The 24,840-nt window shown below is 61.0% G+C and carries 16 protein-coding genes and 1 pseudogene; 13 read left to right on the top strand and 4 right to left on the bottom strand.

The annotated features are described in order from the left end of the window. Positions 1-164 precede the first annotated feature (164 nt). Complete coding sequence (rplJ, locus tag FH975_RS14205) at positions 165-686, top strand: 50S ribosomal protein L10 (RefSeq protein WP_153077998.1); 522 nt, start codon at positions 165-167, stop codon at positions 684-686. Positions 687-747: 61 nt separating this feature from the next. Then, positions 748-1,131 (top strand): 50S ribosomal protein L7/L12, encoded by a 384-nt coding sequence (gene rplL / locus FH975_RS14200; RefSeq protein ID WP_153077999.1) that lies wholly within the window; start codon positions 748-750, stop codon positions 1,129-1,131. A gap of 114 nt (positions 1,132-1,245) precedes the next feature. Here the strand turns inward: rplL and FH975_RS14195 are convergent, their stop codons facing one another. Together FH975_RS14195 and FH975_RS14190 are read right to left on the bottom strand one after the other, a co-directional pair. Further along, positions 1,246-1,710 (bottom strand): hypothetical protein, encoded by a 465-nt coding sequence (locus tag FH975_RS14195; RefSeq protein WP_162321892.1) that lies wholly within the window; start codon positions 1,708-1,710, stop codon positions 1,246-1,248. After that, on the bottom strand, positions 1,707-3,176 hold the full coding sequence (locus FH975_RS14190) for a PspC domain-containing protein (RefSeq protein ID WP_162321891.1): 1,470 nt from the start codon (positions 3,174-3,176) through the stop codon (positions 1,707-1,709). The genes FH975_RS14195 and FH975_RS14190 overlap by 4 nt, the downstream gene beginning before the upstream one ends. A 126-nt stretch (positions 3,177-3,302) precedes the next feature. On the opposite strand from FH975_RS14190, the gene FH975_RS14185 reads away from it, so the two are divergent. After that, the gene (locus FH975_RS14185) at positions 3,303-4,649 is read left to right on the top strand and encodes an ATP-binding protein (protein WP_162321890.1); all 1,347 of its coding nucleotides are present in this window, start codon (positions 3,303-3,305) and stop codon (positions 4,647-4,649) included. Beyond that, positions 4,649-5,314, top strand: coding sequence for a LuxR C-terminal-related transcriptional regulator (locus FH975_RS14180; protein ID WP_153078003.1), 666 nt, complete (start codon positions 4,649-4,651; stop codon positions 5,312-5,314). Before FH975_RS14185 ends, FH975_RS14180 begins: the two co-directional genes overlap by 1 nt. Here the strand turns inward: FH975_RS14180 and FH975_RS14175 are convergent. Further along, positions 5,311-6,402 carry a LacI family DNA-binding transcriptional regulator gene (locus tag FH975_RS14175; protein WP_162321889.1) on the bottom strand — a complete coding sequence of 364 codons (1,092 nt, stop codon included), beginning with the start codon at positions 6,400-6,402 and terminating at the stop codon, positions 5,311-5,313. The genes FH975_RS14180 and FH975_RS14175 overlap by 4 nt on opposite strands. 208 nt (positions 6,403-6,610) lie before the next feature. Here FH975_RS14175 and FH975_RS14170 point away from each other — a divergent pair, with 208 nt between their 5' ends. From FH975_RS14170 to rpoC, 7 genes are all read left to right on the top strand, one after another. Beyond that, positions 6,611-8,272, top strand: a complete 1,662-nt coding sequence (locus FH975_RS14170; RefSeq protein ID WP_162321888.1) for an HAD family hydrolase — start codon at positions 6,611-6,613, stop codon at positions 8,270-8,272. A 193-nt stretch (positions 8,273-8,465) separates the two neighbouring features. Further along, on the top strand, positions 8,466-10,580 hold the full coding sequence (locus FH975_RS14165) for an ABC transporter substrate-binding protein (RefSeq protein WP_162321887.1): 2,115 nt from the start codon (positions 8,466-8,468) through the stop codon (positions 10,578-10,580). Positions 10,581-10,684: 104 nt separating this feature from the next. Then, positions 10,685-11,689, top strand: coding sequence for an ABC transporter permease (locus tag FH975_RS14160; protein WP_162321886.1), 1,005 nt, complete (start codon positions 10,685-10,687; stop codon positions 11,687-11,689). Beyond that, positions 11,686-12,816, top strand: coding sequence for an ABC transporter permease (locus FH975_RS14155; RefSeq protein ID WP_202923274.1), 1,131 nt, complete (start codon positions 11,686-11,688; stop codon positions 12,814-12,816). The genes FH975_RS14160 and FH975_RS14155 overlap by 4 nt, the downstream gene beginning before the upstream one ends. After that, entirely contained in the window at positions 12,813-14,774 is a 1,962-nt protein-coding gene (locus FH975_RS14150; protein ID WP_162321884.1) for an ABC transporter ATP-binding protein, read from the top strand. Before FH975_RS14155 ends, FH975_RS14150 begins: the two co-directional genes overlap by 4 nt. 289 nt (positions 14,775-15,063) lie before the next feature. Continuing rightward, entirely contained in the window at positions 15,064-18,585 is a 3,522-nt protein-coding gene (rpoB, locus tag FH975_RS14145) for a DNA-directed RNA polymerase subunit beta (protein ID WP_153078010.1), read from the top strand. Positions 18,586-18,648: 63 nt separating this feature from the next. After that, positions 18,649-22,635 (top strand): DNA-directed RNA polymerase subunit beta', encoded by a 3,987-nt coding sequence (rpoC, locus tag FH975_RS14140; protein ID WP_153078011.1) that lies wholly within the window; start codon positions 18,649-18,651, stop codon positions 22,633-22,635. Between the two features lie 60 nt (positions 22,636-22,695). Here the strand turns inward: rpoC and FH975_RS14135 are convergent, their stop codons facing one another. Then, positions 22,696-23,184: a pentapeptide repeat-containing protein gene (locus tag FH975_RS14135; RefSeq protein ID WP_162321883.1), complete on the bottom strand. Its 489-nt coding sequence runs from the start codon at positions 23,182-23,184 to the stop codon at positions 22,696-22,698. Between the two features lie 107 nt (positions 23,185-23,291). Here FH975_RS14135 and FH975_RS14130 point away from each other — a divergent pair, with 107 nt between their 5' ends. Further along, complete coding sequence (locus FH975_RS14130; RefSeq protein WP_162321882.1) at positions 23,292-24,317, top strand: DUF4349 domain-containing protein; 1,026 nt, start codon at positions 23,292-23,294, stop codon at positions 24,315-24,317. Between the two features lie 390 nt (positions 24,318-24,707). Beyond that, a pseudogene (locus FH975_RS16690) lies at positions 24,708-24,840 on the top strand (30S ribosomal protein S12); the annotation flags it as partial.

The following is a 24,840-nucleotide window of genomic DNA, read 5'->3' as shown; positions in this document are numbered from 1 at the left end:
TATGGCTGAGCTTTAAAGACCCTCACGGGCGACCTGCGCAGGTGGACAAAGCCAGCATGACACATCATTGTGATGTTCAGTTGAGCCCTGTGCACTTGTGCATGGGGCTTTTTCTATGCCCCCACCTGTGACTCTGACTGGCAATGTAATTCGGAAGGAGTGCCATGGCGAATCCTGAGAAGGCGGCTGCCGTTGCGGAGCTCAAGGAGCTCTTCAACGCCTCAAACGCTGCCGTGCTCACGGAATACCGCGGCCTCTCCGTCGGCCAGCTGCAGCATTTGCGGCGGTCCGTGCGGGAGAACGCAAACTACGCCGTGGTGAAGAACACGCTGACCGAGATCGCAGCCAAGGAAGTCGGCATCGAGTCCTTCGAGGGCCAGATGAGCGGACCTTCTGCGATCGCTTTCGTTCACGGTGATGCCGTGGACGTGGCAAAAGCTCTGCGTGACTTTGCCAAGGACAACCCTCAGCTCATCGTCAAGGGCGGCTATATGGATGGCAAGCCCCTGACGGAGGACGAGGTGAAGAAGCTCGCGGATCTTGAGTCCCGTGAGGTTCTGCTCGGCAAGCTGGCTGGTGCCTTCATCGGTGCACAGACCAAGGCGGCCGCTACCTTCCAGGCTCCGATTTCCAAGATGGTTCGGACCGTGGAAGCCCTGCGCGCGAAGCAGGAAGACGCTGCCTGACGCTTGTCAGCGCACACAAACGAAAACAAGATCCGTTTCAAACACGTAAGGAGCCAACCCCATGGCTAAGTTGAGCCACGACGAACTGATTGAACAGTTCAAGGAAATGAGCCTCATTGAGCTCTCCGAGTTCGTCAAGGTCTTCGAGGAGACCTTCGATGTGACTGCAGCAGCTCCTGTCGCCGCAGCAGGCGCAGCCCCCGCTGGTGCCGAGGCTGCCGAGGCTGAAGAGCAGACTGAGTTCGACGTCATTCTTGAAGCCGCTGGCGACAAGAAGATCGGCGTCATCAAGGAGGTGCGCAGCTTGACCTCCCTCGGACTGAAGGAGGCCAAGGAGCTGGTTGACGGCGCACCTAAGGCTGTTCTGGAAGGCGCAGACAAAGAGTCCGCTGAGAAGGCTAAAGAGGCCCTCGAAGGCGCTGGCGCCACCGTCACTCTCAAGTGATTGGGGCGGCTTATGCCGCTCTCAGAAGGTGAAACACGAAACCCCGGTCTACTCCGTTGAAGGAGCGGACCGGGGTTTCGTCGTTAGGGTACAGATGAACTTGTCACACGCTACTCAGATGCGTGTGCCGGGTTTGGGTCGAAGACCGGCAATAATCAGGGACACACCCGCAAGCGAGCAGATCACCAGGCCCACAACAAGTGGCTCCACGGTGATGCCGAAAACTACTGAAGCTACCACCCAGCCTGCCAAAAGCAGACTGATCAGTGCGAACACCACAGAGCCCAATCGCAGCCTTCGGGTATCTCGAGCTGATGCCGTCACCTCGGTTGTGCGTGTGGGAGACAACGCCCCGGGGGCCTCTTCTGGCCCCTCAACGCGTTCCCACCAGCGGGGCTTCCGCTCTGGTTCCTTCCACGTGAAATCACGTTCGGACTGAGCCCTCAGGGACTCGGCGAGCAGGGCGTCAACATCCTCCGGCTCAGGCGGGATCGGCACCGTCTGCTGATGAACCGTGTGCTGATGAGTGTGGCGGTTCTGTTCCGCGGCATCGTTGGACGGACTCGTCTTGTCACTCATTCCTGCTCCTCCTCATCGCTGAAGATGCCTAGCTCTTCCTGCTTATAGGTGGTCTCGTCATAGATGACCACATTGCCGAAGGCATTGCCCACCTTCAGCTCTACAGTGCCTGCTGCCACCTCTGGGTCCACGTCCTGAGGTGTGGCGCCGATTCCCTGATAGGAGTCCCAGAGTGACTGAGTCCGGATATCCATGTTGCCCATGAAATTCCTGGGGTCGATCTCCCAATAGACATCATCTGGCAGCACCACGGTGGTATTGGCGAAGGCATTGTTGACATCGACTGTGGTGTGAAAATCCCCCGTATCGAAGAACTCCGCCGCGGCGGTGGCATCAGAGAAGTCGACCTCATCATCGGCGGCGAACCTGTCGCTGAGGTTTCGAAGATCCACAGTGGTGTTGGCAAAAGCCGTGTTGACCGTCTCCGACTGCGTCTCGTAGTTGCCGAATACGTGGTTTGAACTGCTCTCCAGGTTCGACGGTGCGAACAGGAAGACCACCAGCATCAACACTGTGAAGGTGCCCAGCAAGCCGGCGCGGCCCCGTGTGCCGCGCACTGCCGCACCAAGGTGCATCAGCGCCAGCAGCGTCACCACTAGCGCAAGTCCTAAGAGGACCGCGTTGGTGGTGGCGAGTCCGACAGTGGTGGCGAACCACATGGCAGCGGCGATCATCGGTACAGCCAGCAGCGCCAAACCAAAACTGACCATCCGTCGGCGGCGCTTCTCCTCGGCGACGCGGGGATTCTCCTCCTGCCGCTTTGTCGGCGGAGGTGAGACCCTCATGCCCCCGGCAGTGGCGTGTGAGGTTCCAGAGTGAGAGCTCTCAGCGTAAGAGTGTGCCTGAGGCCCGCTTTGCGCGGCCGACGCCGAACGGCCAGCTGGTGGTGGGCCCTCCTTGGGGTACCAGGCCGGCTTGCCGTCTTCGCGGGGGGTGCCCTTCGCCTCTGCCGGTGGCTTCGAGTCAGCTGATCGGTGGGCAGAGGCCCCGGCTTTTGGGGAGTTGCCTTGAGCAGATGAGTTCCCGGTGTTGCGCTGGTAGCCGCGGAAAATCGCCCACAGCAACCAGGCGACCAGCCCGATGATGACTAGGTTCAGCAGAATCGCAAACGGCCCCACGATATTCGGTGTGAAGACATTCACCGCCCCCACCAGAGTGAGGATGCCTGCACCCCAGAAACCTGCGGGGTAGGAACCGCGCAGCGCCTGCTGGGCGTGAATATGGCCCCGGGAGTCCGGCAGGAACATCCACGAGAGTCCGTAGAAGAGAGCCATAGGGGAGAAGAAGATGATGAAAGCCACGACGCCGATACCACGAACCAAGGCGGTGTCCCAGCCGAGTTTTTGAGCCACGGCGGCGCATACTCCGGCTGCCCAGGCGTTGTCGGGCCGCTCGAGCCCGAGGGTTCGAACCCAATCGAAGACTTGATGGCCGGCTTCGCGGCGGCCGTGATCTGAAGTGCTCATGACTCCAGTGTCGTCCTGTTGGTGCCATCACCGCTATGCGGGACGGCCCTGATCGCACCCTGATATGGCCCCGGAGACCCCCGAATCTCCTGTCTGAAGCCGGTGTGGCCATGACACTATGGAGGGGTGGAAACAACGACGCCGGCTCAGGACCAGGTGCCCCAGCGGCCTCCGCTGCGCCGAGCACTGGGCACCCCCGTCGCAGGCGTCTGCTTAGGGCTGTCGCGCCACCTCGGTTACCCCGTGCCACTGGTGCGGTTGGCGTTCATCGTGCTGACGTTGGCTGGCGGAATCGGGCTCCTTCTCTACTGCTGGCTGTGGGTGTTCGCCCCCACAGAGAAAGAACCCACCGGCGAAGCTGCCGTGCGGGGCCTGAGCGGCCCAGCGCTGGCGGCATATGAGCCGCGGCCCCAGGACAGCCCCGAGCGCAGCGCATCGAGCAAAGCTCAGCGCGGACTGGACACGTTAACCTCATCACCGGAAATCATGATGGGCAGCGTGCTGCTGGGTCTTGGTGCTCTCATGTTGGCCCAACTTCTGGGCGTCAGCATTGACTGGCGAATAGTCATGGTGCCGGCCGTCATCATCGGAGGCGTGGGCCTGGCCTGGTCCCAATTGGACCATTCGCAAACGGCGCTGGGTCAGGGAGCTCCGGGCCAGCGAACCGCAGCTCTCTGGCAGATCAGTTGTGGGGCAGGATTGGTGCTGGTGGCCATGCTTGTCATCGCCGGCGGACTGGTGGGCACCGGCGAGCTCATCGCCGGGACAATCGTCGGCGCCATTCTGCTTGCCGGGCTTGCCCTGGTTCTGGCCCCCTGGTTCATCAAGCTCTACCGCACCTCCCAAGTAGAGCGCGAACGCGCCGCGGCTGAGGCAGAGCGGGCAGACATCGCGGCGCATCTGCACGATTCGGTCCTGCAGACACTGGCCATGATCCAGAAGCAGAAGTCTGACCCGGCTGAGGTTGAACGCCTGGCCCGCAGCCAAGAGCGGCAGCTGCGGTCATGGCTCTACCGGCAGAATGCCCAGGCCACCGGAACGTTGAAAGACCAGGTTCTTTCGGTGGCTGCTGAACTGGAGGAGCTGCACTCTGTTCCCGTTGAGGTGGTGGCAGTGGGGGAGTCGCGGCGTCGTCAGCATGAACCGCTGGTGGCCGCTACCCGTGAGGCAATCCTCAACGCGATCCGGCACGCTGGCCCGGCATCGGTATACATCGAGTCCACCGAGGCAGAGGACGCCGTGTTCGTCAGAGATCGGGGCCCCGGTTTTGAGCTGGATGCAATCGCCGAGGACCGCATGGGCGTGCGAGAATCCATCATCGGCCGGATGAAGCGCGGCGGTGGCACGGCCCGGATTCGGTCCAGGTCCAGCGGGACGGAGGTCCAGCTCTTTATGCCGGCAGAGGCCCAGTCGCCGGAGAATGGTTCACAGGGCGCACCTACGCAGGTAGAAGCAGAGAGGCCGCAGGAGTGATGACCCACACCACCACCCAACGCCGCATTGTGATCGTGGACGACCACAGGATCTTCCGCGCCGGGCTCAGGGCAGAGCTCGGTGACTCTGTTGAGGTGGTCGCTGAAGCTTCAACAGTGGACGAGGCGGCCCAGGTTATTCGGCACACGCTGCCGGAGGTCGTCCTGCTGGACGTCCACATGCCCGGTGGCACCGGCGGTGGCGGAGCCGAGGTGGTCAAACTTTGCCGCGACCTCCTGGAGCAGGTGAAGTTCTTGGCGATCAGTGTCTCCGACCAGGCCACGGATGTGGTCTCTGTCATCCGTGCCGGAGCCCGCGGCTACGTCACCAAGACCATCAGCACTGATGAGCTGCTGAGCGCCATTGACGCTGTCGCGGAGGGCGACGCCGTCTTCTCACCTCGTCTGGCGGGGTTCGTGCTAGACGCTTTTGGCACCTCTGGCCTTGCCGAGGATGTCCGCGATGAGGAACTCGATCGGCTCTCAGCCCGCGAGGTCGAGGTCATGCGGTTGATTGCCCGCGGATACACCTACCGGGAGATCGCCTCTGAGCTGTTTATCTCGATCAAGACCGTTGAGACACACGTGTCCAAGGTCCTGCGGAAACTCCAGCTCTCCAGCCGTCATGAACTCACCCGTTGGGCTGAACAGCGTCGCATCGTCTAGTCCACCATCATGGGGCGGTGTTGCTGCTCCCCACCAGCTGGCTCCCGAAGAGCTTTCGTCGATGCCCGAACGACCAGTTCAGGGGCAATAGTGACATGCCTGTCCTCAGTGCGACCTGCGAGGCGTTCGCTGAGCATTTCCAGCGCCAGCCGTCCCATCTCGTGACGCGGTTGGTCCACACTGGTCAATTGCGGGCGGAGCATCCGGCAAATGCTTGAGTTGTCATATCCCACGATGCTCAACTGATCAGGCAGGCGCACCCCGGCATCGAGACAGGCGCCCACAAGGTCGGCGGCGACCCGGTCGTTCTGGGTGAAGACCGCCGTGGGGGCGTCCTTCTCCTGCTGAATCTGAAACACCAGATATCTGATTGCCGCTTCGAGCTGCTCGGGACCCTCAACCTGGGGGTCAACACCGGGGAGCCGGGCGCGCATAATCTTGGTGAACGCCGCGCGTCTGTGCATCGCGGCAGGTCGGGAGGAACTCGTCAGGTGCGCAATGTTGGTATGTCCCAAATCGGTCAGGTGCTCGACGGCTAGGCGGGCACCGATTTCATCCCGATTGGCCACGGTGTCTACGCCCGGGACAGGGTCCGGGAGCCGGCCGATGACTACCAGCGGCACCCTCTTGCTGATTCGTTCCAAGTACTGGGGGGACACCCAGGAGGAAATGATGATGACGCCTTCAACCCCAAGTGCCAGCAGCGAGTCAAGTTCAGCCTGCAGCCGGGTGGCGTTTCTGCGGCCGTGACCGATCACCAGGCGGAGATCGCGCTCGGTTGCCGCGTCCTCCACCCCGGCGGTGACATCCCGGTGGTAACTGTTGCCGAGGTCCTGAAGCAGGATTCCCACGAGTCCGGTACGGCCCTGTACCAGCGAGCGTGCCCACACGTTTGACCTGTACCCCAGCTCTTGGGCGACAGCCAGAATATGTTCTCGGGTGGTCTCGGAGACTCCACGTTGATTTCTGATGGCCAGAGAGACCGCCGACTTGGAGACGCCCGCTGCCTCTGCCACATCGTGAATAGTGGGCTGACGCACCGGACGACGACGCCGCCCTGGGGCGGTCGGGGTGAGGTGTGGGTTCATCAGCTGATCCAGTCATGAGAAGCATAAGCAGAGGTCTGTGCCAAAGATTAGGCGGCCAAGGTGGCCAAATGGGCCGAAACTGGTACGTTCCAGCAGATTGTCGTGGAAGGTTCCACAACTGTTTACCTCGTGTCTCACAGTCCGTCACTGCGTGTTCGTACTTTCGACGACGACGCGCCAGTAGATCGTTCCAGTCTCGAGGAGAACAATGACTCACCGTATGCACGCCGACCCAGCAGTCCCAGTGCGCGGCACGGCCCCTGCCCTGCGCAGAATCCCTGGAGCGCTGCTGCTGGATTTCGGTGGGGTCATCATCACCACGTCTAAACGGGTCGAGGGCCGAGCGCAGTTCGCGAAGATTCTGCAGAACCGGCTCTCGGCAGGCGGAGTCGAGCTGACGGCCGCACGGCTCGAAGCATGTCTGGAGGCGGGCGCAGCTGCCCTGAAGCACTGGAAGCATGCCTCTTCGCGTCGTCGTCAGCCGCGGGAGCTGACGGTGGAAGAGATTCTTGGTGAGTTCTACTTTGGTGACCTTCCTGACCCAGCACGGGCACTGCTGACAGGAGACGGCGCAGAACTGCTGGATCAGATGTCCACAGCGCTGACCGACCACACTATCCGCGCCGGAGCCAGAGAGCTCATCCACTATGCCCAGGAACAGGGCATTGCCCTAGGGATCGTCTCCAACGCGCACTCCGGAAGAAGCCACCGACGCATCCTGTCCGAGCTCGGTCTCAACGGAGCGTTCGGTGTGCAGATCTACTCCGATGAGGCAGGAATCCGCAAACCCCATCCAAGTATGCTGACCCGTGCTGTCGAGGCGCTGGGGGTCGAAGCTTCCGACTGTTGGTATGTCGGCGACACGCTTGACCGTGACGTGGTCGCCGGTCGCCGTGCCGGGATCGGCGCTGTAGTGCTTACCCGTTCCCAGCACACCGCTGAGCCCCCCTTTCTCATCCACGACGTGGCCGACGCCACCGTCGAAGACCCCGCAGCTCTGCTGAGAATTCTGCAGGATGCGGTGGCGGCCCCGGACGGTGGGACCACGCCAGCGCTTGCTCAGCGGAGCTACCAACCTGCAGCAGCTCAACCTGCAGTCATGAAGAACCAGGCCATTCTGCTCGATCACGGTGGGGTCATCTCACATACGGGGAAGCCCCAATATCAATTCGCGGAAGGAGCCGCTGCAGTCGAAACCGTGCTGGAGCGGGCCGGTTGTGGCATCGAGCCGGGTGCGGGGCTGGCGATCATTCGAACAGCGCATGAGAACTACAAGCAGTACAAGGCTGAGCATGACGACGACGCCTGGGGTAGTGGCCTCGACTATCGGGAAATTACTGCCCGTCAGTATTGGGGGGAGTTCACTGGCGAACTCATCAGCAAGCGCCAACGCCAGGCGCTGCTTGCAGAGGCGACACAGCTGCAGCTGGCTCTCTACCGGTCCAAGTCCACAAAAGCCGAACGTCCCGGCATCCGCCGGTTCCTGGAAGATTGCCGCGCTCATCGTCGACCGGTGATCATCGTGTCGAATACGATCTGCGGCGCCGGGGTGCGTGGGATAGTGCGCAGCTATGGGTTCGACCACCTCGTTACTGGGTGGGTCTGCTCCGATGAATTCGGTCGGAAGAAGCCGCACCGAGACATCTTCGACTTCGCTCTGCGGATGGCAGGGGTGGCGCCGGAACATGCAGTCATGGTGGGAGACAAGCCCTTCAACGATGCATTCGGAGCCCAAGGTGCAGGCATCACACGCAGAATCATCACCCGCGGCGGGTCGGGCACTGACGCGGAAATCGACTCAGCTTTGGCTCGGGGGTGGGTCACCGACGTCGTTGACGATCCCGGTCTGATCCCCGCACTGCTGAGCTGAGGCAGCAGCAGAGTCGAGAAGACACCGGGCAGTGGACCGTTCCAGTCAATTCGGGGCGAAGTTTCCCCCTCTCGCTTCCGTGAGTTCACCCGTCGATCACCGCACATCCATAGCGTCTTGCCTGGAACGGTCCAGATGAGGACTCGCCCCGCCCCATCAATTACCCACAGGCCCCACTTGAGAGGCACAACCTATGCGACACATAGCACGCACCACCGCAGGGCTGGCGCTGGGCGCCCTTGCCCTCACCAGCTGCGGAAGCGGCGAACCAGGACCACCGGAAGCCGCTGGCCCTGACCAATCCCAGAGGCTGGTCGACACAGGCATGGAGACCGGCGCTCCCGTTCTTTCCGAGGACCGCACCGCGCCGTCGGGGCAGGCCCCTGACCTCGAAGATCTCGAGGAAGCTGGAGAGATACTTCCGTTGGAAGATCGCTTGCCTGAAGCTGCAGTGACGATTCTCGGCGCAGACGGAGTCGGTCAGTACGGCGGTGAAATGCAGATGGCCATGAATGGCAACGACGACGACTCGCTCATCCGGCGCTACGCTGCCTATGAACCGATGGTTCGCTGGGACGGCGACTGGTCCAGCGACATCACCCCCGGTGTCGCCCGAGATTGGGAGATCAGCGAGGACGCCAGCACTTTCACTTTTCACCTCGAAGAAGGCATCCGCTGGTCCGATGGGGAGCCTTTCACTGCTGATGACATCGTCTTCGGCTACGAGGACGTATTGATGAACGAAACGCTCACACCCGGGCCCGTGGAGTACCTGATGGATCCCGGGGGTAACTGGCCTGAGGTCACCGCGATTGACGATTACACCGTGGAGCTTGATTTCGAGGAGCCCCATGGACTGTTCCTCATGCAGCTTGCCCGCGCCGAGGAGGATGGCAAGTTTCACCGATTCCCACGCCACTACCTGGAGCAGTTCCACACCGACTACAACGACTCAGCAGATGATCTCGCCGAAGAAGACGAATACGAAGATTGGGCAGACATGTTCACCTCAAAGGGGTGGGTCACCCTCGGCACCGGCTTCGACTCTCGATGGATGAACCCTGAGCTGCCGCAGATCAATGCCTACATCATTGAGACCCCGGCCTATGAAGGCACTCGAGTGACTGCGGTCCGCAATCCCTATTACTGGAAAGTCGATGAGGAGGGCAACCAGCTTCCCTACATCGATCGGCTGGTCTTCGATGTCTACGACTCTGCGGAGGTGATCGCCTTCCGAGCGGCAGCCGGCAATATCTCCTACCAGGACCGCCACTTCGATCACGATTTCCGCCCGCTTCTGGCGGAGTCAATGGAAGAGTACGACTTCAGCTTGGTCGATGTCACCAGCACCGATATGAACACACTGTTGTTCAACTTCAACCACATCCACCCCGATGAGGTCATGCGCGAGGTCTTTACAGATGTGAACTTCAAAGCAGGTCTGAGTCACGCACTCGACCGCGAGGAAATGATTGAGTTGATCTACTTCGGTCAGGGCGAACCCTCACAGGCAGCGCCGCGCGAAGGATCTCCCTTCCGGCACGAGAAGCTCGCAAATCAGTACATTGAGTTCGATACCGAGCTGGCCAATGAACACCTCGATCGAGTGCTCCCAGAGACGAACAACTCCGGAAACCGCCTCGGCCCGGATGGCCAGCCATTCAGCTTCGCCGTCGATGTCGCCACCGACCGTTCTGTGGAGCACGCACGGGCCCTGGAACTGGCCCAGGGCTACTGGGAGCAGGTCGGGATCACCATGGAAATCAACACTATGGACCGCGACCTGCGCAACGAGCGACGCGACGCCGGAGAGTTCGATGTCTATGTCCGCGACGGTTCAGCAGGCCTGCAGGACGCGATCCTACGACCGCACTGGTACATGCCACACGGAGATTCCGGTGCCTACGCCTGGTCTTGGGGTTCCTACTATCTGGACGGTGAGGAAGCCGGTGAGGCGCCGCCAGAAGACTCTCTGGCCTGGGATCAATGGGAGCTGTACGACAGGATCTTGGTGACCGCGGACCAGAATGAACAGGCCGAGCTGATGGAGGCGCTACTCGACGTTTCTGCCGAGGCCTTCTGGACCATCGGTCTTTCCACAAGCCCGAACCGTGCCGGGGTGGTCGCCAATGGGCTGCGCAACGCGCCACACGAGCTCTACGAAGCCAGCGCCTATCAGAACCCGGGCCCCGCTTACCCCGCAGTGTGGTGGTGGGAAGACCCTGAGGAGCGCATTGCCGATGACGAGGACGATGCCCAGCAGTACGTGGAGGACTACGAGGGGGAAGACCTTCCCGAGGACTCATGAAGGGCGCCCGCATCTCCTAATCGGCGCTGAGCCGATTGCCCATCCGAGCGGGGTCCCCCGAACGGTCGAAACCATACTGAATCCCCGGAGGACCTGAGTTAACGATGCTGACATACATGATCCGCCGCATGGGGTGGTCCCTGCTGACCATCTGGCTGATCTCCCTTGTGTGCTTCTTCATCATCCAGGCTCCTCCGGGGGACTTCGTCTCCGTGCTGATGGCAAACATGGAGGCAGAGGGGCGCCGGCTCAACGCTCAACAGGTCGAGGTGCTGCGCGAACGCTACGCCCTGGATCAGCCCTGGTATGCCCAGTACTGGGCATGGGTCAGCGGGATCTTGACCCAGGGGGACTTCGGCTATTCGTTTCGATATAACAGGCCCGCTGTCGAGGTCATCGCCGAACATCTGCCCTTCACCCTCTTGCTCGCCGGTGGAGCTTTGCTTCTGACCTGGGTGATTGCCTTCGCCATTGGTATCTACACCGCAGTCAAGCGGTACTCCTCAGGCGACTACTTCTTTACGTTTCTGGGATTCATCGGTCTGTCGGTGCCGAACTTCGTCCTCGCCCTGGTGTTCATGTACATCGCGTTCCGCTATTTCGGAATGAGCGTGGGCGGGCTGTTCAGTCCAGATTTCGTGGAAGCGGACTGGTCGCTGGCTCGGGTCGGAGACCTGACCAAGAATCTCATTGTGCCGGCACTGATCATCGCCACAGCAGGGACCGCTGGGCTGATAAGAATCACGCGCGCGAATCTCTCAGATGAGCTTACCCAGCCATACGTCGTCGCCGCCCGCGCCCGCGGCCAACGCGAAAACGTGTTGCTGATGCGCTATCCGGTCCGTGCAGCTATGAACCCGTTCATCTCCACTGTGGGATACGCGATCCCATCGGTTATCTCGGGGGAAGTCATTGTCTCGTCAGTACTTTCACTACCGACAACCGGGCCGGTGCTGCTCGGAGCGCTGCGCAACCAAGATATGTACCTGGCCGGCAGTTTTCTGCTCATCCTCGGGGTCCTGACCGTCATCGGGACTGTCATATCCGACCTTGTGCTCGCATGGGCCGATCCCAGAGTCCGCCGCCAACATTCAGGAGCCGCCCAGTGACCACCGGACAGAAGACTGCCAATGATCGGGCCGGCACCCGGTCTTCAGGGGTTCTGATTTGGCGCCGGTTCAGGCGGCACAAACTCGCGGTAGTGTCACTGTGGATTGTCATCGGGGTCTACCTCATTGCCGCCTTCGCAGATGTGATCGCCCCACGCCCTGCCGGAGACTACAACGCCGACTACCCCTACGCGCCACCCCAGTCGATCACTATGACCGATCCCGGTGACGGCCGCGGGTTCGGCCTCTACGTGCACGGTTACATACAGGAATTCGATGAGGTCTCCTGGAACCGCTACTACACAGAGAACCCTGATGAGCTGCACAAAGTGGAGTTCTTCGTCGAATCCGGACACGACTATCGCCTGCTTGGTCTGTTGGAGACAGATCGGAAGCTGTTCGCGCCAGCCGACGCCGATGCGCCGTTCTTTGTCATGGGTTCTGACGCCAACGGGCGCGATATCTTCTCTCGGGTTGTCTACGGCGCCCAGATCTCAATGTCCATCGGGCTGATCGGCGTCACCCTCAGCCTCCTCATCGGCATCACCCTCGGGGCACTTGCCGGTTTCTTCCGTGGGCCCATCGATATGGTGATCCAACGCATCACCGAGGTCTTCATGTCGATTCCCACACTGCCGCTGTGGATGGCCCTTGCAGCCGCCCTCCCTCGGGATTGGGGACCGCTGACCATTTACTTCGCAATTACAGTTCTGCTGTCCCTCATCGGTTGGACCTCATTGTCCCGCGAAGTGCGCGCGCGAGTTCTCACCCTCCGCAGTGAGGACTATGTGGTCGCGGCTCGGCTCGACGGAGCCAGTCGTTTTCGGGTGGTCCGGCGCCATATTCTGCCAAGCCTCACCAGCCATATCATCGCTTCAGTCACGCTCGCCGTGCCGGCGATGATCCTCGCTGAGACAGCTCTGAGCTTCCTGGGATTGGGGCTGCAGCCACCACTGGTTTCCTGGGGAGTGCTGCTGCAGGAATCACAGAACATCCGCTCGGTGATCACGGCTCCCTGGCTGCTTATCGTGCCATCCGCCGCCGTCGTGATTTCCACTCTTGCGCTGAACTTCCTCGGCGATGGCCTGCGCGATGCGGCCGACCCCTACGGAGGTGCTGTGAAATGACAGAGACGACGACGCCGCAGACTGCCGAAGCTGATGCACTAGCCGGTAACTCATACCCACCCCTGTTGGAGATCGAGGACCTCACCGTAGAGTTTCCCAGCGACGATGAGCTTGTCACCGCCGTGGCCGGCGCCCACCTCACCATCAAGGCCAACCAGGTGCACTGTTTGGTGGGCGAATCCGGGTCCGGGAAGTCCCAGACAGCACGTGCGGCCCTTGGACTTCTCGATCCCCCAGGCCGAATTACCTCTGGGCAGATCCGCTTTACCCAGTCCGATGGCCAAGTGTTGGATCTCGCGAAGCTCAAACCACGCGGCAGGCGAATGAGGCATGTTCGTGGCGGGGAGATCGGCATGATCTTCCAAGAGCCGGCAAGAAGTCTCTCACCCATGCACACGGTAGGTTTCCAGATCGCCGAGGCCATGCGCTTGCACCGCTCCATCGGTGGCAGGGGGCTGACTAAGAAGCAGGCTTGGAATGCTGCCGTAAACGCCTTGCGCGAAGTGCGTATCCCGCGTCCGGAATTGCGCGCCAATGCCTACCCGTTCGAACTCTCTGGAGGGATGCGGCAGCGAGTGATGATCGCCATCGCGCTCGCCGGCCAGCCGCGCCTGTTGATCGCTGATGAACCTACTACTGCACTGGATGTGACCACTCAGGCCCAAATCCTTGACCTGCTGCGTCATCTTCAGACTGAACGGGGCATGACTGTCCTGTTCATCACCCACGATCTCGGCGTGGTCGCTGATGTTGCTGACGAGGTGTCGGTGATGCGCCGCGGTGAAGTCGTCGAGACTAAGCCTGTCTTCGATCTCTTTGCCGACCCGGATCATGCCTATACTCGGACACTGCTTGCCGCCACGCCAAAGCTGCGCGTTGCCGGGCCAGAATCGGCTCCTACGGCCCAATCGAAGCTGGGGGAGCGCCCCGCCGCCAAGACTCCGCTGGTCTCCGTGCGTGGCCTGACTCGCACCTTCACGCTGAAGTCGGGGGTGATGGGTCAGAAGCGGAACTATCTGAGCGCAGTTGATGGGGTCGACTTCGACATCTACCGCGGTGAGACGCTCGGACTGGTGGGGGAGTCAGGCTGCGGCAAATCTACACTCGCCAAGTGCCTGCTTCGTGTAGAGAAGCCCACCTCCGGCAGCATCACCCACCGATTGGCCGGTCCGCAGCAAGTGCCCGCCGAGCACGACGCCGTCAACGTCGCCACCGCGCCAGAATCCTCGCTGCGTGCGTACCGCCGCCAGTTGCGCATGGTCTTTCAGGATCCGTTCGGATCGCTTAATCCACGGATGACCGTGCGGGATATTCTCGCCGAACCACTGCGACAGGAGGGGGCGCACAGCCGCGACAACCTGGTGGCGTTGCTGCAGTTAGTGGGACTGGAGGCCGCTCATCTGGACCGCTACCCTCATGCCTTCTCCGGAGGCCAGCGTCAGCGCATAGGCATCGCACGGGCCATTGCTACCGATCCTGCTGTCCTGGTGGCCGATGAGGCAGTCTCCGCCCTGGATGTCTCCGTGCGTGCGCAGATCCTCGACCTCATGTCCGACCTGCAGGAACAGCGCCAATTGAGCTACCTCTTCATTTCCCACGATATGTCGACAGTGGAGCACCTCGCCGACCGAGTGGCGGTGATGTACCTCGGCAGGATGGTCGAGATCGCGCCCACCGCAGAACTATTCGGAAGGCCCAGACACCCATATACGGAGACGCTGCTCTCCGCAGTGCCGATTCCTGACCCATCGAGGCAACGGGGCCGGCAACGTATTGAGGTCTCCGGGGAGCTGCCCGACCCGACGGAGAAGCCGTCAGGCTGTCCGTTTCGGAACCGATGCCGTTTCGCTCGTGAGGTATGTGCGGCCGAAACGCCGCTTCTGCGCGATCTGGGTGAGGGAAGACAAGCGGCCTGCCACTTCGCGGAGGAACTCGACCTCACCGGTGTTCTCCAATGAAGCAGGGGGCCGCTGGCAGACACGCGGATGCAGGGGAGGTTCCAGGGTCGTCACTGAGGTGCTAATGTGGACGCCGTCACCTCCAATCTGGGGGTATGAGGCGTGCACTTGCGTGCGCCCGGCCTTTCTGTGTATCCTGAAACTTCGCGTTTCCCCTCACATCTTCGTGCCTTCATATAGCGGTAGGCGCAATTGGGGTTGAAGCTGCTCCAGAAGCAGCGCAACCTCCAAGACACCTGTGGAAGCGATCCGGTACGCAAAACGTAAAAGGTCTGTGGAAGGATCCCTCTTGGTCGCCTCGAGCACCTCACCAAATACCGCTGCATCGGCCCGCACTCCCGAGTACGCCGGCCGTCTCTCATTCGCAAAGATCCACGAGCCCCTCGATGTCCCAGAGCTGCTCGCTCTGCAGATCGAGTCTTTCGACCGCCTGGTGGGCAATGAAGCCTGGGCTGCCCGCGTGGCTGAGGCCAAGGAGAAGGGCATCAAGGGTGTCTCAGACACTTCTGGTCTCTCCGACATCTTCGAAGAGATGTCACCCATCGAAGACTTCCAGGGGACCATGTCCCTGAGCTTCTCCGATCCGGAGTTCGCTGATCCGAAGTTCACCGTGGAGGAGTGCAAAGACCACGACACCACCTACTCGGCACCGCTGTACGTCAAAGCCGAGTTCATGAACCACAACACCGGTGAAATCAAGCAGCAGACCGTCTTTATGGGCGACTTCCCGCTGATGACCAACCGCGGTACGTTCATCATCAACGGTACCGAGCGCGTCGTCGTCTCGCAGCTGGTGCGTTCCCCCGGTGCCTACTTCGAGTCCTCCCAGGACAAGACCACCGACAAGGAGATCTTCACCGCGAAGGTCATCCCGTCCCGCGGCGCATGGTTCGAGTTGGAAATCGACAAGCGTGACCAGGTCGGTGTACGTCTGGACCGCAAGCGCAAACAGCCGGTCACCGCTCTGCTGAAAGCCATCGGTTGGACCGAATCCCGGATTCTCGAGGAATTCGGTGGATACGACTCCATCCGCGCCACCATCGAGAAGGACACCTTCGAGACTCAGGACGAGGCGCTGCTGGACATCTACCGCAAACTGCGCCCGGGCGAGCCGCCCACTGTTGAAGCTGCGCGTGGACTGTTGGAAGGCCTGTACTTCACACCCAAGCGCTACGACCTGGCCAAGGTGGGCCGTTACAAGCTCAACCGCAAGCTGGGCGTGGACAAAGACTTCTCAGATTCTGACGCCAGTGTCCTCACCGAAGATGACATCACTGCGATGATCCACTACCTGTGTGCTCTGCACGCTGGTCAGCGGACCACAAAGGGTGTGCGCGATGGTGCTGAGATCGAGATTCCAGTCACCGTGGATGACATTGACCACTTCGGCAACCGCCGCATCCGCGCGGTCGGTGAGCTCATCGAGAACCAGGTGCGGACTGGGCTGTCTCGTATGGAGCGTGTGGTTCGTGAGCGCATGACCACCCAGGACGTTGAGGCGATCACTCCGCAGACGCTGATCAACATCCGGCCCGTCGTCGCCTCCATCAAGGAGTTCTTCGGCACCTCCCAGCTCTCGCAGTTCATGGATCAGAACAACCCACTGGCTGGCTTGACCCATAAGCGGCGCCTGTCCGCACTGGGTCCAGGTGGTCTGTCCCGTGACCGCGCAGGTATGGAAGTCCGTGACGTCCACCCCTCCCACTACGGACGTATGTGCCCCATTGAGACTCCGGAAGGCCCGAACATCGGCCTGATCGGCTCATTGGCAACGTACGGCCGGATCAACAATTTCGGCTTCATTGAGACTCCCTACCGCAAGGTGGTTGACGGCAAGGTCACCGACCAGATCGAGTACCTCACCGCCGATGATGAGCTCGTGGCCAATATTGCCCAGGCAAACGCACCACTGGAGGAGGACGGTAGCTTCTCAGAGGCGACTGTCCTCTGCCGCGGCAACGTTTCCTCCGGCGAGCAGGGCGAGCCAATCCTGGTGGAGCCAGAAGGCATCCACTTCATGGACGTCTCCCCACGCCAGATGGTCTCCGTAGCTACAGCTCTTATTCCGTTCCTTGAGCACGATGACGCCAACCGCGCGCTTATGGGCGCGAACATGCAGCGCCAAGCGGTGCCGCTATTGGAGTCAGAGTCCCCACTGGTCGGAACCGGTATGGAGAAGTACGCCGCAATCGACGCGGGAGACTCTGTCACGGCCATGAAGGCCGGTGTCGTCACCAAGGTCGCAGCTGATCTCGTCATCGTTCAGAACGACGACGGCAGCTACACCAATTACCCGATCATGAAGTTCCAGCGCTCCAACCAAGGCAACGCATACAACCAGCGAGTGCGCGTCACCGAGGGCGACCGGGTCGAATACCAGTCGATCATCGCCGATGGTCCGTCCACTGAGCACGGCGAGCTGGCTCTGGGCAAGAACCTGTTGGTTGCCTTCATGTCATGGGAGGGTTACAACTTCGAGGACGCCATCATCCTCTCCCAGCGGTTGGTGCAGGATGATGTCCTCACTTCCATCCACATCGAAGAGCATGAGGTCGACGCGCGGGACACCAAACTCGGTGCCGAGGAGATCACCCGGGACATTCCCAACGTCTCCGAGGAAATGCTGGCTCAGCTCGACGAGCGCGGCATCATCCACGTAGGGGCAGAGGTCGACTCCGGAGACATCCTGGTTGGTCGTGTCACACCCAAGGGCGAGACGGAACTGACACCTGAAGAGCGCCTCCTGCGCGCCATCTTCGGGGAGAAGTCCCGCGAAGTGCGCGATACCTCGCTCAAGGTTCCGCACGGTGAATCCGGCACGGTCATCGGCGTCCGCATTCTCGATGACGGCGATGACGACCACGAGCTGCCCCCTGGTGTGAACCAGGTAGTCCGGGTCTATGTGGCCCAGAAACGCAAGATCACTGACGGTGACAAGCTCGCTGGCCGCCACGGCAACAAGGGCGTCATCTCCAGGATCCTCCCAGTCGAAGACATGCCTTTCCTGCCAGACGGGACCGCGGTCGACGTCGTGCTCAACCCCATGGGTGTGCCCGGACGTATGAACATCGGCCAGGTCATGGAACTGCACCTGGGTTGGGCAGCAGCCAATGGGTGGAAGATCGCCGGTGACCCCGAGTGGCTCAACTCCCTGCCGAACCTCCCCAAGGAGACAGGTCCCTGTAAGGTCGCTACGCCCGTGTTCGACGGTGCCGATCCGGAAGAGCTCACAGGCATTCTGGCGTCAACCAACCCCTCCCGCGATGGAGAGCAGTTGGTCGGACCTGACGGCAAAGCCAAGCTGTTCGACGGCCGCTCAGGCGAACCTTTCCCCGACTCGGTCGCGGTGGGCTACATGTACATACTGAAGCTCCACCACCTCGTGGACGACAAGATCCACGCCCGCTCCACCGGACCGTACTCCATGATTACCCAGCAGCCGCTGGGTGGTAAGGCACAGTTCGGCGGCCAGCGCTTCGGTGAGATGGAGGTGTGGGCACTGGAAGCCTACGGCTCCGCCTACACCCTCCAAGAACTGCTGACCATCAAGTCTGATGACATCCACGGCCGCGTCAAGGTGTACGAGGCCATCGTCAAGGGCGAAGACATTCCAGAGCCTGGTGTTCCGGAATCCTTCAAGGTGCTCATCAAGGAGATGCAGTCGCTCTGCCTGAACGTGGAAGTGCTCAACGAGCACGGCCACGCCTTCCAGATGCGCGACGCTGATGCTGAGGACTCCGGCTTCTCCGCCGCAGAAGAACTCGGCATCGACCTCTCCAGGGCAGAGCCCAGCTCAGTCGAAGAAGTCTGAACGACTTCACTCGACTCAAACGCTTGACGAATCTTTACAGACAGAAAAGAGAGATACCGGACTATGTCCACTGAATCCTCATTCGACACCATGCGCATCGGGCTGGCCACCACCGACGACATCCTTCGCTGGTCCCACGGCGAGGTGAAGAAGCCAGAAACCATCAATTACCGCACGCTGAAGCCTGAAAAGGACGGCCTGTTCTGCGAGAAGATCTTCGGACCTTCCCGCGACTGGGAATGCTACTGCGGCAAGTACAAGCGTGTTCGGTTCAAAGGCATCACATGTGAGCGCTGCGGGGTCGAGGTCACCCGTTCCAAAGTCCGCCGTGAGCGGATGGGCCACGTTGAGCTGGCTGCTCCGGTGACCCACATCTGGTACTTCAAGGGTGTTCCCTCACGTCTGGGCTACCTCCTTGACCTGGCACCTAAGGACCTCGAGAAGGTCATCTACTTCGCTGCCTACATGATTACCTCGGTCGACGACGAACGCCGCCACGAGGATCTGCCTAATCTTCAGGCTGAGGTCGATCAGGAAATCAACCATCTGACCTCTCAGCGTGACGCGGATATCGCCGCCATCGCCAAGGAGCTCGAAGACGGCCTCGCGGAACTCGAGTCCGAGGGCGCAAAGGCTGCGGAGAAGAAGAAATTCCGCGAGACCAAAGAGAAGCAGATGGCGCAGCTGCGCAAGCGCTCCGATGCTGAAATCGAACAGATTCAAAACGTCTGGGACCGTTTCAAGAACATCAAGGTCGGACACCTCGAGGGTGACGAGACACTCTTCCGCGAAATGCGGGCAAAGTACGGACAGTACTTCGAGGGCTTCATGGGAGCTGAATCCATCCAGAAGCGACTGAAGTCGTTTGACATGGAAGCAGAAGCCGAGTCGCTGCGCGAGACCATCGCCACAGGTAAAGGTCAGCGCAAGACTCGTGCCCTCAAGCGCCTCAAGGTCCTCAACGCGTTCCTGGTCAATGGAAACTCCCCCACAGGCATGGTCGTCGAGGCCGTCCCTGTGATCCCGCCGGAGATCCGGCCCATGGTTCAGCTGGACGGTGGACGGTTCGCCACCAGCGACCTCAACGACCTCTACCGCCGAGTGATCAACCGCAACAACCGCCTCAAGCGGCTGTTGGACCTGGGTGCACCAGAGATCATCATTAACAACGAAAAGCGCATGCTGCAGGAGTCCGTTGACTCCCTGTTCGACAACGGTCGTCGTGGCCGTCCGGTCACCGGACCGGGCAACCGCCCATTGAAGTCGTTGTCCGACATGCTCAAAGGTAAGCAGGGACGTTTCCGTCAGAACCTGCTGGGCAAACGCGTCGACTACTCCGGTCGTTCGGTCATCGTGGTCGGCCCGCAGCTGCGGCTCCACGAATGCGGTCTGCCCAAGCAGATGGCGCTGGAGCTGTTCAAGCCTTTCGTCATGAAGCGACTGGTCGACCTCAACCACGCACAGAACATCAAGTCCGCCAAGCGGATGGTTGAACGTCAGCGCTCTGCGGTGTGGGATGTCCTGGAGGAGGTCATCACCGAACACCCAGTGCTGCTGAACCGCGCACCAACTCTGCACCGTCTGGGAATCCAGGCGTTTGAGCCGCAGCTCGTGGAGGGCAAGGCCCTTCAGCTCCACCCGCTGGTGTGTGCTGCATTCAACGCCGACTTCGACGGTGACCAGATGGCCGTTCACCTGCCGCTGGGCCCCGAGGCGCAAGCCGAAGCGCGCATCCTGATGCTCTCTTCGAACAACATCCTCAAGCCCTCTGACGGACGCCCCGTTGCGTTGCCAGCACAGGACATGATTATCGGTCTGCACCACCTCACAACTGTCCGCGAGGACGAGGTGGGCGCTGGCCGGGTCTTCTCCTCACTCGGTGAGGCGCAGATGGCATTCGATCTCCAGCAGCTGCACCTCAACGCCCCGGCGCGAATCCGTGTAGACGGTTTTGTGCCCTCGAAGCAGACACCCGCGCCAGAAGGCTGGGAAGACGGTCAGCCTGCGCTGATCGAAACCACCTTGGGCAAAGTGCTGTTCAACGAGCTGCTGCCGCTGAACTACCCCTGGCAGGACCAGGTGGCAGACAAGAAGTCGCTGGGTACGCTCATCAACGACATCTCGGAGCGGTACACCACCGTTGAGGTCGCCCAGACCTTGGACAACCTCAAAGATGCCGGCTTCTACTGGTCGACCCGCTCCGGTGTCACTGTTGCGATTTCGGACATCACGTCCAACTTCGACAAAGCCGCCATCATGGATAAGTACGAGGCCCAGGTTGCCAAGGTCGAGGAAGAGTTCGGTCTCGGCTTCATCGGTAAGGAGAACCGGACCCAGGAGCTGCAGGAAATCTGGGGCAAGGCCACCTCTGAGATCGAGAAGGCGATGATGGAGGGAATGGACTCCCTCAACAACGTCAACCGTACGGTGACCTCGGGCGCACGAGGCAACTGGAACCAGATTCGTCAGATCGCTGGTATTCGTGGCCTGGTGACAAACCCCAAGGGTGACATCATCCCTAGGCCCATCAAGTCCTCCTACCGTGAAGGCTTGACGGTGCTCGAGTACTTCATTGCGACGCACGGCGCCCGAAAGGGTCTCGCGGACACCGCATTGAAGACTGCGAACTCTGGGTATCTGACTCGCCGACTCGTGGATGTGTCCCAGGACGTCATCGTGCGCGATGAAGACTGTGGCACCACCCGCGGGCTCACCGTCCCGATCGCTCAGCCGAAGTACTACGCTCACGACGACGACCTGCGCGCAGACGGCGTACTCGTTAAGTCCGGTCGCCAGTACGTGACTGAGGAGATCGAAGATGGAGGCGAGTTCGAACTTCACAAGATGGTCGAGACCTCCTCCTACTCACGGACGTTGGCTGAGGCAGTCGCAGATGCCAATGGTGAAGTGCTCGCTGAGGCTGGTGTCGAGGTGGGTGACGTGCTCATCGAGAAGCTGTTCGATGCGGGAGTGAAGACCATCAAGGTCCGCTCCGTGCTCACCTGTGAGTCACCAGTCGGTACCTGTGCAGCGTGCTACGGCCGTTCCATGGCCGCAGGACACCGCGTCGATGTCGGCGAGGCTGTCGGAATCATCGCCGCTCAGTCCATCGGTGAACCCGGTACCCAGCTCACCATGCGTACCTTCCACTCCGGTGGTGTGGCATCGGCTGACGACATCACCCAGGGTCTTCCCCGTATCCAGGAGCTCTTTGAAGCCCGCACTCCGAAGGGTGTGGCTCCGATCGCGGAGTCTTCCGGACGCGTGCACTTCGAAGAGGATGAGAAGCAGGCTCGCCTGGTCCTCACTCCGGATGATGGCACTGAGGAGCAGGTATACCCGATCCTGCGCCGGGCTAGGCTGCTTATTGACCTCGGAGAGGACAACTCCGGTACCGCCCACGTGGAAGTCGGCACCCAGTTGGTCCGCGGCCATGTGGACGCCAAACAGGTGCTCCGCGTGCTTGGTCCACGGGCCGCCCAGAAGTTCCTGGTGGCAGAGGTCCAAGAGGTCTACCAGTCCCAGGGCGTCGGAATCCACGACAAGCACGTCGAGGTCATTGTCAGGCAGATGCTGCGCCGAATCACCGTCATCGAATCCGGGGAGACGACCTTGCTCCCGGGTGAGTTGGCAGACCGTTTCCGGTTCCAGAATGCCAATAAGGCAGCCTTCGAGCAGAACAAGCGTCCAGCCTCCGGACGTGACGAGCTCATGGGTATCACCAAGGCCTCGCTGGCTACTGATTCGTGGCTGTCGGCCGCTTCCTTCCAGGAGACTACCCGGGTGCTGACCCAGGCGGCCATGGAAGGCAAGTCAGATCCGTTGCTGGGTCTGAAGGAGAACGTGATCATCGGTAAGCTCATCCCGGCAGGTACCGGTCTGGACCGGTATACGCAGACCCAGGTCGAGCCCACAGAGGACGCCAAGGCGAACCTCTTCACCGGACCGAGCCTCTACGGTTCGAGCTTCGACTACGCCGGTGCAGATGGTGACAATGAGTTCCACGCGATTCCGCTGGAGGACTACAACACAGACGTCGACTTCCGGTAATAGCCGGATAGCGGCAGCACCGCAGAGCTGAGGGCCTGGGAGCGTAAAGCTCCCAGGCCCTCAGTCGTGTGCACGGGGGTCATCCACGTGAATCCCGAGGTGGTCGGCCAGGTGAGAGGCTAGAGCCTCAAGCTGTTCGGACGAGACTGTGGCCCCGCGCAGATGCTCAAGTCCGGTCACACGGCGAAAAGCAGCACCCCTGAGGTCGACGTCTGTCAGCCGTGCCGCAGACAGAACCAGAGTCTCAAGTGAGCAGTCCCTGAACTGGACACGACTGGCCGCGGCGCCGGTCAGGTCCAGCTCGCCGATCTGACACCGCTCAAGGAGCACATCTGAGAGCTCGGCGCCTCTGAACCCTGTCAGATCCAAATCGCTGACGAACAGATCCTCCACAGCGCATTCCACCAGGCTCGCATCTCGCAGGCGCAGTTCCTCGCACGTAGCCGAAGTGAGCAGGCGCCCTTCTGCAGAGGCCGCGTCCACGAACTCTTCACAGGTGATCGGGTCCAGATCCGTGGGTCTGCGCAGGCTCAGTCTGGGAGGGAACATCCCACCAACCTAGCGCGCCGGCCGGACATCCCTGCTGCCGTCACGGTGTGGTCACGATTCTCAGCAGGCATTGACCCCGTGTGATCCCGATCCGTAAGGTCCGCAGCATGCGTAGGGAATTAGAGTGGGCTCCAGCGCTTGTACTCGCGCTGTTCACCCTCTCATCCTGCGGTTCCGCAGAGAATGGGGCCACCGAGAGTGCCCAGATCGAAGATGGCGCCGCCGCGGAAGTCATTGAGGCTGACGATGCCGCAGAGGACGCTCAGGGTGAGACGTCACAAGAAGACAGCCGGGCACCCGACGGTGGGGAATCTGACACAGATCGCCAGGTGGTCACGACTGCAGCTGCTGTTGTGGAGGTCGACGACACCCGTGAAGCATCGCAGTCCGTCCTTGACCAGGTCGCCGGAGTCGGTGGTCACGTCGAAGCACGGGAGGAAAGTACTGACGACGACGGTAGACCCACCTATGCCCATCTCACCGTCCGAGTGCCGGCGGAGGAGCTCAATGAAGTCATAGATAACCTCGCCAACTTTGGAGATGTCACTGAACTGTCCGAATCCGCACGTGATGTGACGGGTACAGTACGCGGTCTCGATGCTAGGATCCAGGCGCTAGAAACATCAGTGGAACGACTCCTTGAGATTATGAGCGAGGCAGACACCGCGGAGGAACTCCTCCAGGTCGAGACCACCCTCAGTGAGCGACAGGCTGAACTGGAGTCACTGCAGGCTCAACGCAACGCGCTGGGAGACCAGGTGGCACTCTCAACACTCCACGTGACGCTGAGTACAGAACCTGTCACAGAAGTGCAGGCTGATGGATTTGTAGGCGGTCTCCAGACAGGTTGGAACGCACTAGTCGAGTTCGTCAACGCAGTGTTAGTGGTGACAGGTGCGGCGCTTCCCTGGCTGGCTGTCCTCGCAGTGCCGGGTGGCATCGCCACTGTGCTCATCAGGCGAAGAGTGTCACATCGCCGCCGCGCAGCACAATCACCTCCCGAGCCTGCCGAGGATCCTGTTGACCGGGCCTCTGAGTACCCTGAGGGCGGTCCCGCCAATCACTCTGGCCACACGGCGACCCAAGGGCACCGTCATCCAGAGGAGGAGCATCCCAAGGCCCGCGAAAGTTGAGTCACCCGAGTAAGAGGTCACACCAGAAGTCCGACCTATCACGCGCTCCGGGCATGGAGCCGGTCACGATGCACGAGACGTTCGCTGAACTCGGAACGGAGACATGATTTCAGTTGTTTCGCCAGACACGCCCCGAGCTGGTATCGTTATCTTGATTGTTTCTGTGTGGCAGTAGGACTCGGTCCGGGTTGCGGGGAAGGTGCGCAACAAATGCCACATATTTTCATGCTCAGCCGCTTGCGGAGGTAGTGAGAAAAGAACCACTGGTTTTTGACTCTCGCTGCAAACCGCAAAAGCTAGGAGCCTGAAGCAGTGGCGGAGCTTCACCGGCGCAGAGACTTGCCCGGCCGGCAACGGCCATACGACCTGAACAACAATGGAGATTGCATAGTGCCTACTATTCAGCAGCTGGTGCGCAAGGGGCGCACCCCCAAAGCCGCGAAGAACGCTACTCCCGCACTGCAGGGATCCCCGATGCGCCGCGGCGTGTGCACTCGCGTGTACACAACTACCCCCAAAAAGC

Source organism: Nesterenkonia haasae (assembly GCF_010119385.1).
Classification (GTDB): Bacteria; Actinomycetota; Actinomycetes; order Actinomycetales; family Micrococcaceae; genus Nesterenkonia; species Nesterenkonia haasae.
Note: the sequence above shows the minus strand (reverse complement) of the source record. Positions and strands in the feature narration are given on the sequence as shown.

What these genes read in the sequence shown, in the direction of transcription:
- FH975_RS14175 (WP_162321889.1), bottom strand. Translation starts at nt 6,402, where the DNA reads ATGAACCCACACCTCACCCCGACCGCCCCAGGGCGGCGTCGTCGTCCG.
- FH975_RS14135 (WP_162321883.1), bottom strand. Translation starts at nt 23,184, where the DNA reads ATGTTCCCTCCCAGACTGAGCCTGCGCAGACCCACGGATCTGGACCCG.
- FH975_RS14190 (WP_162321891.1), bottom strand. Translation starts at nt 3,176, where the DNA reads ATGAGCACTTCAGATCACGGCCGCCGCGAAGCCGGCCATCAAGTCTTC.
- FH975_RS14165 (WP_162321887.1), top strand. Translation starts at nt 8,466, where the DNA reads ATGCGACACATAGCACGCACCACCGCAGGGCTGGCGCTGGGCGCCCTT.
- rplJ (WP_153077998.1), top strand. Translation starts at nt 165, where the DNA reads ATGGCGAATCCTGAGAAGGCGGCTGCCGTTGCGGAGCTCAAGGAGCTC.
- rpoC (WP_153078011.1), top strand. Translation starts at nt 18,649, where the DNA reads ATGTCCACTGAATCCTCATTCGACACCATGCGCATCGGGCTGGCCACC.
- FH975_RS14150 (WP_162321884.1), top strand. Translation starts at nt 12,813, where the DNA reads ATGACAGAGACGACGACGCCGCAGACTGCCGAAGCTGATGCACTAGCC.
- FH975_RS14160 (WP_162321886.1), top strand. Translation starts at nt 10,685, where the DNA reads ATGCTGACATACATGATCCGCCGCATGGGGTGGTCCCTGCTGACCATC.
- FH975_RS14180 (WP_153078003.1), top strand. Translation starts at nt 4,649, where the DNA reads ATGACCCACACCACCACCCAACGCCGCATTGTGATCGTGGACGACCAC.
- FH975_RS14170 (WP_162321888.1), top strand. Translation starts at nt 6,611, where the DNA reads ATGACTCACCGTATGCACGCCGACCCAGCAGTCCCAGTGCGCGGCACG.
- FH975_RS14130 (WP_162321882.1), top strand. Translation starts at nt 23,292, where the DNA reads ATGCGTAGGGAATTAGAGTGGGCTCCAGCGCTTGTACTCGCGCTGTTC.
- FH975_RS14195 (WP_162321892.1), bottom strand. Translation starts at nt 1,710, where the DNA reads ATGAGTGACAAGACGAGTCCGTCCAACGATGCCGCGGAACAGAACCGC.
- rplL (WP_153077999.1), top strand. Translation starts at nt 748, where the DNA reads ATGGCTAAGTTGAGCCACGACGAACTGATTGAACAGTTCAAGGAAATG.